Genomic DNA, 17,305 nt, shown 5'->3' with positions numbered 1-17,305 from the left:
TTCGGCGCGGGGAAGAAGGCTTAAAGAAGGAAGCAGGGCATTCTGTGAATGCCCTGCTTCCCGTGCATGCCTGTACGTCCCGCGCCCGTCCTTCGGGCTACCTGTTGCGATGGAGTGCGGGAATCGAGGCATGCCCGCCGGACCTGGCCCGGCAGCTTGGGCTCCTGGTCAAAGCCGGTCAGCGCGCACAGCGAGCACAGGGCAGGTGGCATCCAGGAGAATCCGCTGCACCGTGCTTCCAAGGATGAGCTTGCCCACCATGGATCGGTGCCGCAAGCCGATGACGACCATCTCGACGTTCCGCTCCTGCGCGATCTGGATTACTGCGTCTCCGGGATCGGCCAGGACGGAAGACTCCATGACCAGGGCGAGCCCGGCTTCGGACAGCTGGCTTTCCAACTGCTCAATTTCCTGCGCTTCGAGGTCGTGGTGGGACCGGCCGATGTTCACGATCAGGAGATCCGACTTCCGCAAGTGTGCTTCCTTGATGCCCTCATTCAGCGCTTCCCGGCCTTCGGGAGCGGGCGCATAGGCTACGAGTATGGTCATGTCTGGTTCTCCAATGGCTTTTCAGTGGCGGTGGACTGCTAGATCAGGGTGTTGAGCCAGCCCTGTGGCAGGTCGATGGGCAGCAGGGAGGGGAGTGCCAGGAGCACGAGGAACAGGACCCCTGTGTAGATGATGGCAACCTTGAGCCGTGCCCTGGCCACGATCAGCAGGAACGCCGGTATGAAGACCGTGACGGCGATGAGGTATCCGAACATTGCCGTGAGGGCGAGGAAGCCGGTCATCCACGCGAAGGTCTTCAGGGCAAACCCCGCATCAAGTGTCCAGCCGGCCCTCTCGGTCCTGGTGCGAAGGCGCGCCCGGATCTCAATGAACAGCATGATCGCCGAGAAGATGAGTCCGCCGATGCTGACCAGTTGCGGGACCAGGCGTGCTTCGGCTGAGAAGGACTGGGATGAGATGAGTGCTGCGGCGAAGGCGACGGCGAAGATGCCGGCTGCCACCAGGGACCAGGTGGAGTTCTTCAGCGGCGCTTCGTCCTCCTCAGGCTGTTCGTCCCGGTGGCCGTCGTCGAGGTTGGTCTTGCGGCGGGCGCGGATGAACTTGATGAACGCCCAAACCATCGGCAGGATCAGGATCGCCAGGAAGACGAGCACACCCGGGCGTGCCATCCAGTCGAAGCCTTCGTAGAGGCTGTCGGTGAGGAAGTAGTACCGCTCGAGGGGGATTGCCAGGACGAAGCCGATGAGGAAGGGAGCGCGGGGGAACCCGGTGGACTTCAGCAGCCAGCCGAACACGCCCAGGATGATCATTACCCAGAGGTCGCCCAGCTGGCCGCCTTCCTGGAAGGACCCGAGGAGCATCACGGCAACGAGGCCCGCGGCCAGCACGGCGAAGGGCACCTTGGTGAGCTTTGCCAGCTGCTTGACGCTGAGGAAGCAGAACAGCGCGCCGAGGATCGAGGCAATGGCGAAGGACCAGACGATCAGGTACATGAGGTCCAGGTGCTCGGTGATGATCGAAGGGCCCGGCTGGATGCCGTAGGTGAGGAGCATGCCGAGGAGCATCGCTGAGGGCACACCGCCGGGGATGCCGAACAGGAGGGTGGGGATCAGGTCGCCGGCTTCCACCGAGTTGTTGGCGCTCTCGGGGCCAACGATGCCGCGCGGGTCACCCTTGCCGAATTTCCGCTTGTCCTTGGCCGTGGCCACGGCCTGGCCATAAGCCAGCCAGGTTCCTGCGGTGGCGCCCACGCCGGGCAGGACGCCCGCCCAGATGCCGATGAGCGCTCCGCGGATGACCTGCGTCCAGTGTGTCAGCCATTCCTTGATGCCCTGGCCCCAGCCGCCGCCGAGGGTGATCGTTTGCTTCTGTCCGCGGCGCTGGCTTGCACGTGATGCGATTTCAGCCAGTCCGAAGATTCCGAGGGCAACGGCCACAAGCGACAGGCCGTCGCCCAGGAACAGGCTGCCGAAGGTGAAGCGTTCCTCGGCGGTAGTGGGTGAAGTTCCCACCATGCCCAGGACCAGGCCCAGGAGGCCTGCGGAGACACCCTTGATGATGTTTCCGCGCGAGAGGACCGCGGCCAGCGCCACGCCGAGGACCGTCAGCATGAACAGCTCGGGGCTGGCGAAGGAGAGGACCAGGGGCCGGGCGAGCGGAATTGCCAGGGTCAGGCCGATGGCGCCGATGATGCCGCCGGCCATGGAGGAAAGGAAGGCCAGGGTCAGGGCACGTGCCGCCTGCCCCTTTTTCGCCATGGAGTAGCCGTCAAGCATCGTGACGCTGGCAGAGGCCGAGCCCGGGGCGCCGAGCAGCACGGCAGAGACGGTGTCTGAGGTATGGACGACGGCGAGCGCTCCGATGAGGAGGGCCAGCGCCTGGGGCGGTTCCATGCCGAAGGTGATGGGCAGCAGGATTGCGACGGCGCCCGTGCCGCCGAGCCCGGGGATAAGCCCCATGACGAGGCCGGCGACGACGCCGATCAGGAGCATGATGAGGAGGGAGGGGTCAGCGAGGGATGCCAGCGCTGCCATTGCGGAGTCAAGCATGATGGTCCTTATTCAACGTGGATGTTGTATTTGTCCGCGAGCAGCCCTGTGACATAGGACCGGACGGAGCCGCTGACTTGGTATGCGTCCCGGACCCGGTCTGCCATGCCGGTGTCCGCGACGAGGGGGTAGCCGCCGAGGACCTTGGATGCCTTTTCCTGGAAGCCGGCGTCCGCGCCAAGCTTTTCGCTGGACTGGCGCAGGAGGTCGTAAGCCTTGTCCGGAGTGTCCTGGGGAACCCAGAGCCCTTTTTGGTAGGTGTAGGTCAGCCCGAGCAGGGTCTTGTAGGCCTCGTACTTCTCGCCGGACGGTTTCTTGCCGTGGAGGGTTTCGTAGGCCTCCGCCACAGTGGGGACGTCAGGGAAGTTCGGGTCGCGGACCACGTTTCCAGCGTCGTCCAGCTGGCCGAAGGACATGAGGACAACGGCCTTGCCTTCTTTGGCTATGCCGGCCACTGCCGACCCATAGGCTGAGGTGGTCTGGTAGTCCAGGTCGATCTCGCCACGCTGCAGGGCCAGGTTCACCGGCCCCCGGCCTTCGAACCCGAAGGTGCTGGTCACGTCGGCTTCGAGCAGGTCGAAGGCCACCAGGGTGGTGATGTCCAGGCCGGTGGCGCTGATGCCCCCGAATTCCAGCGGGGTTTCCCGGTTGATCAGGTCCTGCACACCGGCCACTCCGGCTTCGGCACGCGCGTAAATGACACCGCCGGTGCCGTTGACCACAATGGGCTTCAGGTCCTCGAAGGAGTACTTCACCGCGGAGCGGCCCAGGACCCAGGGAACCACTGTGGAGGCTGTTCCAACCAGGATCTCGGTCCCGTCGGACTTCGCGGAGCGGGCGAAGCGGTTGGTGCCGAGGATGCCTTCGCCGCCTGCTTCGTTCACGGGGGCGAAGCCGGGGCGGCCGGGCACGTAGTTCGTCAGTTCCGTACCGATGAAGCGCGCCCAGGTGTCAGTGCCGCCGCCGGAGGCGAGTGGAATGAGGAACTCGAGGGTTTCCCCGCTGAAATTGCCGTCCTCAGTGCTGGAGGGCGGGTTCAGCAGGCTTCCGCCCAGGACTGTGGTCGCCGTGCCCAGGAGCGCGAAGGCTCCGACGGCTGCAAGGATGGTGCGCCGGGAGTGTTTGGCCGGTTCAGGCTGTTCGCCGTCTTCCGCCTGGTTGTGCGTCGCGTCCAGGGGCTCGATTCCGGGCGGCTCCAAGGATGACTTGTTGCTCGTCATTGAGAAGGTCCTTTAGTTGAGTGCCTACCTCAGATGTACACCTTTGGGGTGTTGAGGGGGCAGTTTGTTGTTCTGGTGCTTACCAGGTCGCTGGCAGCAGGAGTTCGGCGTCGGCCAGGCGGCGGGCGCTTCGGAGCGTGCCCACCACGGGGACCCCGTCCCGGGTTTCCGCCCAGGTCTGGACCAGCCCTGCGGGTGTCCGCATGGTCAGGCCGGATGAGGCATCGCTGGACAGGAGTTCACACACCACGGTGCCTTCATGCTGGGCCGCCATGGTCAAGGCGACGCTGCCGGTGATGGCAAGAGCAGGATGGAGCCTGCCCATCGACAGCATCCGGACCACCAGGTCGGCTTCGTCCTCCGCTGAGGCCCGGGACACGAGCGCGAGCTTGGGAATGGCACGCTCCGCCTCAGCCCGGGTGGCAGCAAGGCCCATCCGGACAGCGGCGTCCCTGCGGACGTCGTCGAGGTGGACCAGGAGTGCGGCCTGGCTGTCGATCTGGGAAGCAGTCTCGTGGCCGGTCAGGCCTACCGAGGCTGCGTCGAGGATGACGAGGGGTGCGCCGGCGTCAATCAGGGTGGCAGGGACTTCGCGTCCGTCGAACGTCACCTTTTCGAGCCGTTCTCCCGTGGGAAAGAGCCTCCCGGTGGTGCGCCCTGCAGGATCGAGGAAGCCCATGCCCACTGAGAGGCCCGGGAAAGGGACCCCCGGTATGGCCTGTGTTCCGGGATCCTCCAGCCGGCCGCCCGGGGTGGGGACCTTCTGGAGGATGAGCTGGTCAGTGTTGGTGTTGAGGGTCCGGACGGAGGTATTGTCCTGCCCGGCCTCCACCCAGCCACGGTCTATCGCGTAGGGGGCCACTACTGCTGAGCAGTTGCCGCAGTTGCTGCCCCAGTCCACCTTCTGCTCTTCAATGGCTACTTGGGCGAAGGTGTAGTCGACGTCGGCCCCGTCGGTGACAGAGCGTGACAGGATGACGGCTTTGCTCGTGGTGGACGTTCCGCCGCCTACGCCGTCAATCTGCCGGCTGTCCGGGCTGCCGAACAGGCGCAGGAGAACCTCGTCGACACTCTTTCCGGGTACCTGGAGATTGTCCCACTCGAAAACCCAGCATTTGCTGGTTCCGCCCCGCATCCATGCTGCCGGGATTCTAAACATGATTGCTTTCACACCTTCCTGGGCCCTTCCTTGGGCCATTCCGCCTTTCGGCTAGGACCTAGTGTGATGCGCAACGCAGATGAATTACAAACGCCAAATTGTGCATAAGGATGCAGTTTTACTTCAATCTGACTGCGGATCTGATCCCGTTTTCGAGGCTGTCCTTGTGCCCCCGGCGCGGGCCGGCCGAAGCTTTTCCCCGATTTCGCTCGGTTTGTGAAGCATGCGAGTAGAATCCTCAGGGGGATGGAACAAATACTTCAAAGGGGAACCTGCCTTGCTCAACGTTCGAAGGCTTGAGCTGCTGCTGGATGTGGTGGAGTTGGGCTCCATCACCGCGGCTGCCGAAAAGCATGTGTATTCGCCGTCCGGAGTGTCGCAACAGCTGCGGCGGCTGGAATCCGAGATCGGCCAGCCGCTCCTCCAACGGCAGACGAGGGGCATGGTTCCCACGGATGCCGGCCATGTCCTGGCCGCGCACACCCGCAGGATCCTCAGGCAGATGGCTGCAGCCGAAGCCGACCTCGCGGAAATTGCCGGGCTGAACAGGGGGAGCCTCACCATGGGTACCTTCCCCACACTGGGAGGGTCCTTCCTGCCTCTGGTCATCAGCAGGTTCAAGCGCCAGTATCCCGCCATCGAACTGCATGTCCGCAGCAGCCGCTTCGAAGATCTCGTGGAGATGCTGGAAAACGGGCAGGTGGGGATGTCCCTGCTGTGGGACTACGAATGGAGCCGGATCAATCCAGAAGACTTTGCCCTCACCACGGTCTTCGAGGACGCAACCGCCCTGGTGGTGGGCAAAGACCATCGCCTGGCCCGGCGCAAGCAGGTGGACATGGCGGATTTGGCGGATGAGGAATGGATCGTCCGCGAAGAGGCGCACCCGGTGGTTGAGGTGCTGCAACGGAGCGCCCGGGCAGCCGGTTTCACGCCGAAGATCGCCTTCCATGCCAACGACTACCAGGAAGCCCAGGCGATGGTCAGTGTGGGCCTGGGTATTGCCCTCGCCCCGCGCACCGCCGTCGTCAATAAGCACCCTGGCGTCAGCATCGTCTCGCTGGGCAAGTCCGCACCCTCCAGGAGGGTGCTTCTGGCCCATCGCCAGGACAGGGTGCGCGCCGCCGCCGAGATCGCCTTCCAGACCACGCTCCTGGAGGTGGCGAAGGATTCATCAGCGGATTTCCACTGATCGGGGCCGCCCGGCTCCTGCTAGGAGCCGTCCTGGCGCCTCACCATCTCGTTGATCCAGGTGGGTGCGAACGGGGACGTGCAGCCCGGCGGCGTGGGGTAGTCCTTGAGGACCTGGAGTCGCTCGCCGATCTCCAACGCCCGGGGACGGTGCCCGGGATGCGCGATGCCGATCTGGGCCAGGCACGTGTTCATGGCCCACTGCAGCCGGTCCGGCGCGTCCTTCATCTCCGCCTCGATCACGTCCAGAATCCCCTCAAGGTCCAGGCCGCCAGGGGCCTTCACCACGCGCTCGCTGGTTAGGGCCCAGCCAGCACTTGCCACCGCTGGATCCGGATCGGCCAGCCAGGCCACGCGCAGTTCCTCCGCGTGGGGGCTCTTCTTCACCACGTAGCCCACCAGCCAGTCCTGCACTTTGGGCGCCCGGGCCTCCCGCAGCATCTCATCCAGCTCGTCCGGCCCGAACGCTTTGGGCCGGCAGACCAGCAGGGCGAGCAGCCGGGCCGCGGTGTCGCCCGTGGCCCACAGCCCGAGCGCGAGTTCATGCTGCGTCTTGAGACGCTTGGCGATGGCTCGCAGCTTGCTGAGGTTTACGCCATGGTCGTCGCCATGCCGTTCGTTCACCGCGCGTGCCCTGGGGTCCTCGAGTCCGGCCAGCTCGGCCAGCAGTTCTCCCACACTGCCCTGGGTCATCGTCGTATCGGACACCGCTGTCTCCCCTTCATCACTGTTCGGATTTCAGCCTACGGGCTCCACGGCCGGCTGCGAAGGAGCCTGTGGAAGGGCCGATCGCAGGCCCGCCGGCGAGCTATACCCATCCCGCCCAAAACCACAAGCAGCCGAAAGACCCTAGTAGTCCGGAAAGCCCGTGCCTACGATGGCAGCATGGCTGAGGACCGATTTGTCGCGGGGGTAGACGGAGCAGCATCCGATGCAATGCTGAAGCTGGGCAGGTTCTTCACAAAGTGGGACCAGACCGACGACGGCAGGGCAGTCTTCAGGGAGGGCGGCCGCAAAGGGGACATCTTCTACCGGGACCGGTGGAGCCACGACAAGGTGGTCCGCTCCACCCACGGCGTGAACTGCACCGGCTCCTGTTCCTGGAAGGTGTACGTCAAGGACGGCATCATCACGTGGGAGTCGCAGCAGACCGACTACCCTTCCGTAGGCCCGGACAGTCCTGAATACGAACCACGAGGCTGCCCCCGCGGGGCGGCCTTTTCCTGGTACACGTACTCGCCCACCCGCGTCCGCTTCCCTTACGCCCGCGGCGTCCTGGTGGAGATGTACCGGGAGGCGAGGGCCCGGCTGGGGGACCCGGTGCTGGCATTCGCCGAGATTGCCGCCGACCCGGAGAAGCGCCGCCGCTACCAGCAGGCCCGCGGCAAGGGCGGCCTGGTGCGGGTGTCCTGGCAGGAAGCCATCGAGATCGCGGCCGCCGCGCATGTGAACACCATCAAGACCTACGGCCCCGACCGCTGCGCCGGGTTCTCACCCATCCCGGCGATGTCCATGGTCTCGCACGCCGTCGGCACCCGCTTCATCCAGCTCATCGGCGGGGTGATGACCTCCTTCTACGACTGGTACGCCGACCTTCCCGTCGCCAGCCCCCAGGTGTTCGGCGACCAGACCGACGTCCCGGAATCCGGCGACTGGTGGGACGCCCGCTACCTCATGATGTGGGGCTCCAACGTCCCCGTCACCCGCACCCCGGACGCGCACTGGATGGCAGAGGTGCGGTACCGGGGCACCAAGGTGGTCACCGTCAGCCCGGACTACGCGGACAACACCAAGTTCGCCGACGAATGGCTCCCGGCGCAGGCCGGAACGGACGCGGCGCTGGCCATGGCCATGGGCCACGTGATGCTCAAGGAATTCTTCGTGGACCGGCAGGTGCCCTTCTTCACGGGCTATGTGAAGCAGTACACGGACCTCCCGTTCCTGGTCAGGCTGGAAAAGCGCGACGACGGCGCCCTCACGCCGTCGAAATTCCTCACCGCCAAGGACATCCCGGCTGAGTCCGGGGCTGAGGACGCTGCGTTCCGCACTGTCCTGTTCGACAAGAAGGCCGGCCGGCCTTCCGTCCCGAACGGTTCCATGGGGTTCCGCTACTCCCGCAGCGGCGAGGGCAAGTGGAACCTGGACCTCAAGGGGATCGACCCCGCGCTGTCCCTGCGGGAGGTCTCGGGGGAGAGCGCCGAGATCCTGCTGCCGTGCTTCGAGCAGGCGGATGGCGCCGGCAGCGTCCTCCGGCGCGGGGTGCCCGTGATCGAGGTGGAGGGCCAGCTGGTCACCACGGTATTCGACCTGATGCTCGCCCAGTACGGCGTGGGCCGCGAGGGATTGCCGGGGGAATGGGCTGCCGGGTACGAAGACGCTGCCACCCCCTACACGCCGGCCTGGCAGGAGGAGATCACCTCCGTTCCGGCCCAGGCGTGCATCCGGGTGGCGCACGAGTTTGCCCGGAACGCTGAGCAGTCCAACGGCAGGTCCATGATCATCATGGGCGCCGGGATCTGCCAGTGGTTCCACGGCGACACCACCTACCGCGCCATCCTGGCGCTGGTGATGCTGACCGGCTGCATGGGCCGGAACGGCGGCGGCTGGGCGCACTATGTGGGCCAGGAGAAAACCCGCCCGGTCACCGGCTGGGTGTCGCTGGCCAACGCGCTGGACTGGTCCCGGCCGCCGCGGACCATGATCGGCACCGGCTACTGGTACATGCACACGGACCAGTGGCGCCAGGACGGCTACTCCGCCGATGCCCTGAAATCGCCTCTGTCCACCGGGGCCCTGGACGGCCTGCACACGGCGGATGCCATCGCGCAGTCCGCAAGGCTCGGCTGGATGCCGTTCTATCCCCAGTTCGACCGCAACCCGCTGGACCTCGCGGACGAGGCGGAGGCCGCCGTCGCCGCCGGAACCGCCAAGGACGCGCCCGGCTACATCGCGGACGCCCTGAAGAACCGGACCCTGAACCCCGCCATCGAGGACGTGGACGCCCCGGAGAACTGGCCGCGCACCCTGGTGCTGTGGCGGTCCAACCTCTTCGGCTCCTCCGCCAAGGGCAACGAGTACTTCCTGCGGAACCTGCTGGGCACCCACAACAACGTCCTGGGCCAGGACCACGCCGAGGGCCTCAAACCCACGCACGTGAAATGGCACGACAAGGCACCGGAAGGAAAGCTGGACCTCCTGGTCTCCGCCGACTTCCGGATGACCTCTACCACGCTGCTGTCCGACGTCGTCTTCCCCGCCGCCACCTGGTACGAAAAGCACGATCTCTCCTCCACGGACATGCACCCGTTCGTCCACGCCTTCACGCCGGCCATCGACCCGCCCTGGGAAACAAAGACCGACTTCGACACCTTCCACCTGCTGGCCCGGGAGTTCTCCCGGCTGGCCAGGACGCACCTGGGCGTCCGGAAGGACCTGGTGAGCGTGCCGCTGCAGCATGACACCCCCGGCCAGCTGGCCCAGCCCGGCGGGATCGTGCGGGACTGGCGGCAGACGGGCATCCCTGCCGTCCCCGGGCAGAACATGCCCGTCTTCTCCGTGGTGGAGCGGGACTATACGGCCATCGCGGACAAGCTCGCCGCCGTCGGGCCCCTCGCGGACAAGCTCGGCTTCACCGTCAAGAACGTCACCTACAAACTCGACGGCGCACTGAACCGGCTCAGCCACTCCAACGGCGTGATGCTGGGTGGCGCCGCGGACGGCCGCCCGGCCATGGACACCGACGCGAGGATGGCCGAAGCCATCCTGGCCTTCTCCGGAACCACGAACGGCATGCTGTCCGTGCAGGGCTTCAAGGACCTGGAAGTCCGGACCGGGCGGAAACTGGCCGACCTGTCCGAGGGTTCGGAGGAAAAGTTCATCACCTTCGCCCAGACCCAGGCCGCCCCGGTCCCGGTGATCACCTCGCCGGAGTGGTCGGGCTCGGAGACCGGCGGCCGCCGCTACGCCCCGTTCACCATCAACATCGAACGCCTCAAACCCTTCCACACCCTGACCGGCCGGATGCACTTCTTCCTGGACCACGACTGGATCACGGACATCGGCGAGGGGCTCCCCATCTACCGTCCCCCGCTGGACATGAACCGCCTGTTCGGCGAACCCAAACTCGGGCAGAACGGTCAGCTGGAGGTGGTGGTCCGGTACCTGACGCCGCACTCCAAGTGGTCCATCCACTCCGAATACCAGGACAACTTGCTGATGCTCTCGCTTTCCCGCGGCGGGCCCACGGTCTGGATGAGCCCGGCCGACGCCGACTCCATCCAGGTCAAGGACAACGACTGGGTGGAGTGCCTGAACATCAACGGCGTCCTGGTGGCCCGGGCCATCGTCAGCCACCGGATGCCCGCCGGCGTGGTGTACGTCCACCACGCCCAGGAGCGCACCATCGACGTGCCGAAGTCCGAAGCCACCGGCCGGCGCGGCGGCATCCACAACTCCGTGACCAGGCTGCTGGTGAAACCCTCGCACCTGATCGGCGGCTACGCCCAGCTGGCGTACGCGTTCAACTACCTGGGCCCCACCGGAAACCAGCGCGACATGGTGGCCACGGTCCGCCGCCGCTCACAGGAGGTGCAGTACTGATGCGTGTCATGGCTCAAATGGGCATGGTGATGAACCTGGACAAGTGCATCGGCTGCCACACGTGCTCGGTCACCTGCAAGCAGGCCTGGACCAACCGTGCCGGCACCGAGTACGTCTGGTTCAATAATGTGGAGACGCGGCCGGGGCAGGGGTATCCGCGCCGCTACGAGGACCAGGACAAGTGGCGCGGCGGCTGGGACCTGAACAGGCGCGGCAAGCTGGTCCTGAAGGCCGGCGGCCGGGTGAAGAAGATGTTCGGGCTGTTCGCCAGCCCGGTCCAGCCTGAGCTCAAGGACTACTACGAGCCGTGGACCTACGACTACAAAACCCTGGTGGACGCGCCCCTGGGCGACGACTTCCCGGTGGCGCGGCCCAAGTCCCTGATCACCGGGGAGGACACCAAGGTCACCTGGTCCGCCAACTGGGATGACAATCTGGGCGGTTCTGCCGAGAACGGCCACCTGGACCCGCTGGTGGAGAAGGTTCGGCGGGAGTCCGAGGACAAGATCAAGTTCGCCTACGAGCAGACCTTCATGTTCTACCTGCCGCGGATCTGCGAGCACTGCCTGAACCCGTCCTGCATGGCGTCCTGCCCCTCCGGCGCGATCTACAAGCGCGTGGAGGACGGGATTGTGCTGGTGGACCAGGACAAATGCCGGGGCTGGCGGCAGTGCGTCACCGGCTGCCCGTACAAGAAGATCTACTTCAACCACAAGACCGGCAAGGCGGAGAAGTGCACCTTCTGCTACCCGCGGGTGGAGGTGGGGATTCCCACCGTGTGCTCGGAGACCTGCGTGGGCAGGCTGCGGTACCTGGGGCTGTTTTTGTACGACGCCGATGCCGTCACCGCCGCGGCGTCCGTCACAGATCCGAAGGAACTCTACGACGCCCAGATGGACGTGCTGCTGGACCCGAATGATCCCGCCGTCCAGGCAGAGGCCAGGGCACAGAACATCCCGGAGGACTGGATCGACGCCGCGCGGCGCTCGCCGGTATACGCACTCGCCAAGGTGTACAAGGTGGCTCTGCCGCTGCACCCCGAGTACCGCACCATGCCGATGGTCTGGTACGTGCCGCCGCTGTCCCCGGTGGTGGACCTGCTGCGGGACCAGGGGCACGACGGCGAGGACCACGGCAACCTGTTCGGCGCCATTGACGCGCTGCGCATCCCGGTGGAGTACCTGGCGGAGCTGTTCACGGCCGGGGACGCGGACCGGGTCACCGCGGTGCTGCGGAAGCTGGCGGCCATGCGCTCCTTCATGCGCGGCATCAGCCTGGGCAACGATCCGGATGAGTCCATCCCTGAGTCCGTGGGCATGGACGGGCAAACGATGTATGAGATGTACCGGCTGATGGCCATCGCCAAGTACGACGAGCGGTACGTTATCCCCAAGGCTCACGTGGAGCAGGCGCACGACCTGGAGGAGATGGGCTGCTCGCTGGATTTCGACGGCGGCCCGGGCATGCAGGATTCCTCGCCCTTCGGGGAGGCGAGCGGCAGGCCCGTCCCGGTTGCCGTGGATACGTTCAACGCCCTCCGGGACCGGCAGACCACGGACGAGATCGCTTCCGGACCGGGCCTGCGCGGCCGGGTGAACCTCCTGAACTGGGACGGCCGCGGGGCGCCGCCCGGCCTCTTTCCGGACAAGGGGCCCGAGCCGGGAACCCTCGCAGCTGCCGAGGACCAGCCGTGAGCCGCCGGGACCAGGTGGTGTACATGGCCGGCGCGTGGTGCCTGTCCTACCCGGAGGAGGACCTGCTGGCCAAGGTGCCGCTGATGCGCGCTGCGCTCGCAGAGTTTCCCGGCGCCGTCGAAAGCTTCCGGGAGGTGCTGGACGCGCTGGAGTCGACGCCGCTGATGGAGAGCCAGGCGCACTACGTGCGTGAGTTCGACCTCAGCCGGCGGCACGCCCTGCACCTGAGCTACTGGACGGACGGGGACACCCGGCGCCGGGGCGAGGTCCTGGGCAGCTTCAAGAAGGCCTACCGGCAAAGCGACATCCTGGTGGACACCCAGGGGGAACTGCCGGACTACCTGCCCATGGTGCTGGAATACACGGCGCTGGTGGACTTTGAGGCCGGGCGGGAGCTGCTCATCCAGTACCGGCCCAGCCTGGAGATGCTGAAATTCGGGCTGCTCAAGGACAACCTGCCGCACGCCCGGATCCTGCAGGCCATCTGCGCCACCCTGCCCGGGAAGTCGCCGGCGGATGAACAGGCCGTGATGCGGATGGCAGGCTACGGACCGCCCACCGAAGCCGTGGGCCTTGACCCGTACGATCCGCGCCTGCTGCCCGTGAAGGGGGTATGAGATGGTGATCCTCGAAAACCTGCCCGTTGAAACCCAGCCCGGTGCCGCCGTCGAGCTTTCCGCCCTGGACATGGTGCTGTGGGGCGTCCTGCCCTACGTCATGGTGGTGGTCCTGGTAGGCGGGCTGATCTGGCGGTACAAGTACGACCAGTTCGGCTGGACCACCAGGTCCTCGCAGCTCTACGAGTCCAGACTGCTGCGGATTGCCTCGCCGCTGTTCCATTTCGGCCTGCTCGCCGTGATCGCGGGGCACTTTTTCGGACTGGTCATCCCGAAGTCCTGGACGGAAGCGGTGGGGATGAGCCAGGACTTTTACCATTTCAACGCCCTGTTTGTGGGCGGGATCGCGGGCGTGGGGACCCTGGGCGGCATTATCCTGCTGATCTACAGGCGCCGCACCACCGGGCCGGTGTTCATGGCCACCACCAGGAACGACAAGACCATGTACGTGGTGCTCACCGCGGCCATCGTGTTCGGACTGTGGACCACCCTGGCCAGCGTCTTTGAAGGCGAGCACGGGCACAACTACCGCGAAACGGTGGCGCCCTGGTTCCGGTCGCTGTTCATCTTCCAGCCGGACATCGCGGCTATGGCTGCCGCGCCGTTCTCTTTCCACCTGCATACCGTGGTGGGGATGGTGCTGTTCATCATCTGGCCCTTCACCCGCCTGGTGCACGCCTTCACCGCACCGATGCACTACCTCTTCCGCCCCTACATTGTGTACCGCTCCAGGGACAGGGTCACGACCGGCGGGCGCCCGGGTGTGAGGGCCGGAAGCAGGTCCGGAACCAACGCCGCCCAGAACCCCAACGCTCCCGCAGGGCGGCGCGGCTGGTCGCCCGTGGGGACCCAGGACCGGGACACCCGGAACCGGTGAGAGGAAAATAAGATGGCCGAGTCTGCCGCCGCCAACCCCGCCCCGCCTGCTGAAATCTCCCGGCCCGGCAAGGGTCGTAACCTCGCACTTGCCACCGCTGCGTCCGTCACGGCCTTCTGGGCATGGAACATCGTCGCGCCCCTGGGAGCCCGGTACACCCAGGAGATGGGGCTGGACTCCACGTCCACCGCCGTCCTGGTGGCCATGCCGATCTTCGTCGGCTCGCTGGGCAGGATCGTGATGGGTGCCATGACGGACCGCTTCGGCGGCAGGGCGATGTTCACGTTCGTCCTGCTCGGCAGTGTCCCGCCGGTGCTGCTGGTGGCCCTCGGCGGCACCCTTGGTTCCTACGCCGTGGTGCTGGGCGCCGGCCTGCTGCTGGGCATCGCCGGTACCGTGTTCGCCGTCGGAATCCCCTTCGTGTCCGCCTGGTATGAGCCCTCCCGGCGCGGCTTCGCCACCGGCGTTTTTGGGGCCGGGATGGGCGGGACGGCGCTGGCGGCGTTCCTGACCCCACGGCTGGTGAACTGGATCGGCTACCTGCCCACGCACCTGCTGATTGCCGGATTGCTGGTGGTCATGGGGGCGCTGGTCTGGTTCAACCTGAAGGAGTCCCCGGACTGGCACCCGAACACCGCCCCGGTGATCCCCAAGCTCAAGGACGCGGCCGGGCTTGCTGTCACCTGGAAGCTGTGCTTCCTCTATGCACTGGTCTTTGGCGGGTTCGTTTCGTTCGCCACCTACCTGCCCACGTACCTCCGCGACATCTACCAGTTCGATCCCACGGCGGCCGGCACGCGCACGGCAGGCTTCGCCCTGGCCGCGGTCCTGTTCCGGCCAATTGGGGGAGTGCTGGCGGACCGGATCGGGTCCAAGCCAGTGGTGCTCGCGTCCCTGGCAGGTATCGCGGTCCTGGCCTTCATCGTGAACCTGCGGCCCGACGGCGAGATCCCGGCGGGCCTGACGTTCGTGGCCATGGCCGCAGCGCTTGGCCTGGGTACGGGCGGCGTATTCGCCTGGGTGGGGAGACTGGCGCCGCCGGGCAAGGTGGGCAGCATCAGCGGAATCGTCAGCGCGGCCGGCGGGATGGGCGGCTACTTCCCGCCGCTGGTGATGGGCGCCACCTACAACGCCGAGGACAACAGCTACTTCATCGGGCTGATGCTGCTGGTGGTCACGGCTGTGGTGGCGTTCATCTTCACCATCGTGGCCATCCGGTCACCGAAACAGCCTGCACGGCAGGGAGCCTTAAAGGGGGCATGAGTGCTATGGCACATCCAGCGCGGCCGGGCGCGTCGATCCCGGCGGTAATTCTTTCACTTTCACTGCTCACCGCCTGCGGTGGGCCGGCCTCGCAACCGCAACCTTCGCCGTCGAACGCTTCCCCCTCCTCCGCGGCGGCCACCGCCACGGAAAGCACGACGGCGGCAGCGTCACCGAGTGCCCCGGGCACCTCTCCGGCTACCCCACCGCCGTCGGCGTCGTCGTGGACCACCTACACCACGGCTGCCGGCGACCTGTCCTTTGACCTCCCGTCCACATGGAACATCAAGGATCCGGCAGGGGAACTGGCTGAAGGCGGTGGCGCGTTCGCCGAGGTGACCAGCGAGGACGGCCGGCTGCTTGCGACGCTCCGCACCAACATGGCCACCGGCTCCACCTGCACGGAAAAGTACCCCTACTCCGTCATCGAGTCCCAAGACCTGCCACAGCTGAAGCAGGATGACAGGATGCCCCGCTACACCTTTGAAACCCGGGGCAACACTGATATCCCGGGCCCGCCGGAGACCCCCGCTGCGGCCTACGGCATCACGATCGCCGCTCCCCCCGAAGGGGACACAACCTGCTATATCTTCCACTTCTTCACGTGGCCGCCCAACGCCGCCATGTTCGGGGGCTTCTACAACCCGGAGCTGAACCTGACCCCGGGTGATCCGTCGCTGCCGTACCTGGAGAAGGCGAAGCTGTATGCGCAGACTCCCGAGTACCGGGACATCAAACGGATGATCACGTCGCTGCGGCCGGCGGGGTAGGGGTGGGCGGCCAGTTTCCCTAATAGCCTGCATGGTCCTGACGCTCCAGCAGCCGGGACGCCGTGTAGCCGATCACGAGGCCCCAGAATGCAGCGTGAATGTTGAAGAGGTTCAACCCGGAGACGGTCACGACGAACGTCACCAGGGACCCCAGGGTGAAGCTGCCGGCGAAGGCAGTCACGAAGGCCTGCTGAAGGGCCCGCAGCATGGCAATGCCGCCCAAGGCCAGGACAAACTCGGTGGGCGTTGCGAGCATCAGCCGGGTCAGGGTGGGTGCCAGCAGTGCGCAGGCCAGGGCCAGCCCGCCGTAAACCACGGCGGCCGTGTACTGGCGCTCCCTGGTTCCCGAGGACGTCAACAGCGCGTTGGTGGGCCCGGTGACGCAGGCTGAGACGGCGCCGAATCCTGCATTGAGTACGGAGAAGGCGCCTGACACCACTGCAAACACGTTGACGGGCGGACGATGGCCGGCCGCCCGCAAGACGGCGATGCCCTGGCCGTTCTGGACGAACAGCACCGTGAGCGCCAGGGGAACAACCAGCTCGAGCTGTGCTGCCCAGGTGAATTCGGGAGGGGTGAACACCGGGGCGGCCAGCACCGGACCGCCTTCCGCCGGGTTGAATTGTCCGCTGCCTGCCACGGCCAGGCAGCCGGCAACAAGGGTGCCCAGGACAGGCGGAAGGAACCTTCCCAGCGCGGGGACGGCGCTGAGTACCAGGAATGCGCCCACCATGGGGACGGCAATGACGGGATTGCTCTGCGTGGAGGCAACGATGTCCGTGCCGAACCTCAGGAACACTGCCGCAACCATCGCCATGACCAGGGGCATCGGGACAGCAGACATGATCCTGCGGACCACCCCCGTGGCGCCCAAAGCGAGGATGAGTACTCCAGAGGTGAAGAACGCTCCCACCACCTCGGGGAAGGACAGGTGCTGAAGGGACGGTCCAAGGAGCACGGTGCCGGGAATGGACCAGGCGAAGCCCAAGGGCTGGCGGTAGAGAAGCGACATCAGCAGTGTTGCTGCGCCGCCTGAGAAGAGGATGCCAAACACCCAGGAGGCGAGCTGGTCCTGCGTCAGCCCGCCGGCCGCGCCCACCGCCAGGGTGACGGCTATGGGGCCCGAAGCGGTGAAGATCAGGCCGATCATCCCGTTGGAGGCGTAGGGCAGCGCCACGTCGCGCATCAACTGGCGGACTCCCGCGGGGCGCAGCCCGGGACGTTCCAGCAGGGGTTCCGGCCCCGGTGCCAGGGCGGCGTCCGGGCGGGTGGCGGGTGGATCCTGGCGGGAGGGGGACATTCTGGCTCCTGGCGTCAAGCGGAAAAAACAGGCGCCCCGGGACGTTGGATCCCGGAG

General features: G+C 66.3%; 13 protein-coding genes. 7 read left to right on the top strand and 6 right to left on the bottom strand.

The window, feature by feature from the left end; translation table 11 throughout:
- Positions 1-168: 168 nt before the first annotated feature.
- From ASPHE3_RS17435 to ASPHE3_RS17420, 4 genes are all read right to left on the bottom strand, one after another.
- Entirely contained in the window at positions 169-549 is a 381-nt protein-coding gene (locus ASPHE3_RS17435; protein WP_013602517.1) for a universal stress protein, read from the bottom strand.
- Positions 550-587: 38 nt separating this feature from the next.
- Positions 588-2,558 (bottom strand): tripartite tricarboxylate transporter permease, encoded by a 1,971-nt coding sequence (locus ASPHE3_RS17430; protein WP_013602516.1) that lies wholly within the window; start codon positions 2,556-2,558, stop codon positions 588-590.
- An 8-nt stretch (positions 2,559-2,566) separates the two neighbouring features.
- Positions 2,567-3,778 carry a Bug family tripartite tricarboxylate transporter substrate binding protein gene (locus ASPHE3_RS17425; protein WP_013602515.1) on the bottom strand — a complete coding sequence of 404 codons (1,212 nt, stop codon included), beginning with the start codon at positions 3,776-3,778 and terminating at the stop codon, positions 2,567-2,569.
- Between the two features lie 79 nt (positions 3,779-3,857).
- Positions 3,858-4,937 (bottom strand): PrpF domain-containing protein, encoded by a 1,080-nt coding sequence (locus ASPHE3_RS17420; RefSeq protein ID WP_041653203.1) that lies wholly within the window; start codon positions 4,935-4,937, stop codon positions 3,858-3,860.
- Between the two features lie 277 nt (positions 4,938-5,214).
- Here ASPHE3_RS17420 and ASPHE3_RS17415 point away from each other — a divergent pair, with 277 nt between their 5' ends.
- Positions 5,215-6,129: a LysR family transcriptional regulator gene (locus tag ASPHE3_RS17415; RefSeq protein WP_013602513.1), complete on the top strand. Its 915-nt coding sequence runs from the start codon at positions 5,215-5,217 to the stop codon at positions 6,127-6,129.
- 20 nt (positions 6,130-6,149) lie between these two features.
- Here the strand turns inward: ASPHE3_RS17415 and ASPHE3_RS17410 are convergent, their stop codons facing one another.
- The gene (locus tag ASPHE3_RS17410; protein WP_217259062.1) at positions 6,150-6,821 is read right to left on the bottom strand and encodes a DNA alkylation repair protein; all 672 of its coding nucleotides are present in this window, start codon (positions 6,819-6,821) and stop codon (positions 6,150-6,152) included.
- Positions 6,822-7,013: 192 nt separating this feature from the next.
- Here ASPHE3_RS17410 and ASPHE3_RS17405 point away from each other — a divergent pair, with 192 nt between their 5' ends.
- The 6 genes from ASPHE3_RS17405 to ASPHE3_RS17380 are packed head-to-tail and all read left to right on the top strand — an operon-like array spanning position 7,014 to position 15,948.
- Positions 7,014-10,727 carry a nitrate reductase subunit alpha gene (locus ASPHE3_RS17405; RefSeq protein WP_013602511.1) on the top strand — a complete coding sequence of 1,238 codons (3,714 nt, stop codon included), beginning with the start codon at positions 7,014-7,016 and terminating at the stop codon, positions 10,725-10,727.
- A complete protein-coding gene (gene narH / locus ASPHE3_RS17400) occupies positions 10,727-12,421 on the top strand; it encodes a nitrate reductase subunit beta (RefSeq protein ID WP_013602510.1) in 1,695 nt (564 codons plus the stop codon). The genes ASPHE3_RS17405 and narH overlap by 1 nt, the downstream gene beginning before the upstream one ends.
- Positions 12,418-13,038 (top strand): nitrate reductase molybdenum cofactor assembly chaperone, encoded by a 621-nt coding sequence (gene narJ, locus ASPHE3_RS17395; protein ID WP_013602509.1) that lies wholly within the window; start codon positions 12,418-12,420, stop codon positions 13,036-13,038. Before narH ends, narJ begins: the two co-directional genes overlap by 4 nt.
- A 1-nt stretch (position 13,039) precedes the next feature.
- A complete protein-coding gene (gene narI, locus ASPHE3_RS17390) occupies positions 13,040-13,915 on the top strand; it encodes a respiratory nitrate reductase subunit gamma (protein WP_013602508.1) in 876 nt (291 codons plus the stop codon).
- A 12-nt stretch (positions 13,916-13,927) separates the two neighbouring features.
- Complete coding sequence (locus ASPHE3_RS17385; RefSeq protein ID WP_013602507.1) at positions 13,928-15,178, top strand: nitrate/nitrite transporter; 1,251 nt, start codon at positions 13,928-13,930, stop codon at positions 15,176-15,178.
- Positions 15,179-15,183: 5 nt separating this feature from the next.
- Entirely contained in the window at positions 15,184-15,948 is a 765-nt protein-coding gene (locus ASPHE3_RS17380; protein WP_013602506.1) for a hypothetical protein, read from the top strand.
- A gap of 19 nt (positions 15,949-15,967) precedes the next feature.
- On the opposite strand, the gene ASPHE3_RS17375 is transcribed toward ASPHE3_RS17380, so the two are convergent.
- Positions 15,968-17,248 (bottom strand): benzoate/H(+) symporter BenE family transporter, encoded by a 1,281-nt coding sequence (locus tag ASPHE3_RS17375; RefSeq protein ID WP_013602505.1) that lies wholly within the window; start codon positions 17,246-17,248, stop codon positions 15,968-15,970.
- Positions 17,249-17,305: the final 57 nt, after the last annotated feature.

Source organism: Pseudarthrobacter phenanthrenivorans Sphe3 (genome assembly GCF_000189535.1).
GTDB lineage: Bacteria > Actinomycetota > Actinomycetes > Actinomycetales > Micrococcaceae > Arthrobacter > Arthrobacter phenanthrenivorans.
The sequence above is the reverse complement of the archived record's forward strand: the minus strand, read 5'-3'. Positions and strand labels throughout refer to the sequence as shown.

What these genes read in the sequence shown, in the direction of transcription:
- ASPHE3_RS17435 (WP_013602517.1), bottom strand. Translation starts at nt 549, where the DNA reads ATGACCATACTCGTAGCCTATGCGCCCGCTCCCGAAGGCCGGGAAGCG.
- ASPHE3_RS17430 (WP_013602516.1), bottom strand. Translation starts at nt 2,558, where the DNA reads ATGCTTGACTCCGCAATGGCAGCGCTGGCATCCCTCGCTGACCCCTCC.
- ASPHE3_RS17425 (WP_013602515.1), bottom strand. Translation starts at nt 3,778, where the DNA reads ATGACGAGCAACAAGTCATCCTTGGAGCCGCCCGGAATCGAGCCCCTG.
- ASPHE3_RS17420 (WP_041653203.1), bottom strand. Translation starts at nt 4,937, where the DNA reads ATGTTTAGAATCCCGGCAGCATGGATGCGGGGCGGAACCAGCAAATGC.
- ASPHE3_RS17410 (WP_217259062.1), bottom strand. Translation starts at nt 6,821, where the DNA reads ATGACCCAGGGCAGTGTGGGAGAACTGCTGGCCGAGCTGGCCGGACTC.
- ASPHE3_RS17405 (WP_013602511.1), top strand. Translation starts at nt 7,014, where the DNA reads ATGGCTGAGGACCGATTTGTCGCGGGGGTAGACGGAGCAGCATCCGAT.
- narH (WP_013602510.1), top strand. Translation starts at nt 10,727, where the DNA reads ATGCGTGTCATGGCTCAAATGGGCATGGTGATGAACCTGGACAAGTGC.
- narI (WP_013602508.1), top strand. Translation starts at nt 13,040, where the DNA reads ATGGTGATCCTCGAAAACCTGCCCGTTGAAACCCAGCCCGGTGCCGCC.
- ASPHE3_RS17385 (WP_013602507.1), top strand. Translation starts at nt 13,928, where the DNA reads ATGGCCGAGTCTGCCGCCGCCAACCCCGCCCCGCCTGCTGAAATCTCC.
- ASPHE3_RS17380 (WP_013602506.1), top strand. Translation starts at nt 15,184, where the DNA reads ATGGCACATCCAGCGCGGCCGGGCGCGTCGATCCCGGCGGTAATTCTT.
- ASPHE3_RS17375 (WP_013602505.1), bottom strand. Translation starts at nt 17,248, where the DNA reads ATGTCCCCCTCCCGCCAGGATCCACCCGCCACCCGCCCGGACGCCGCC.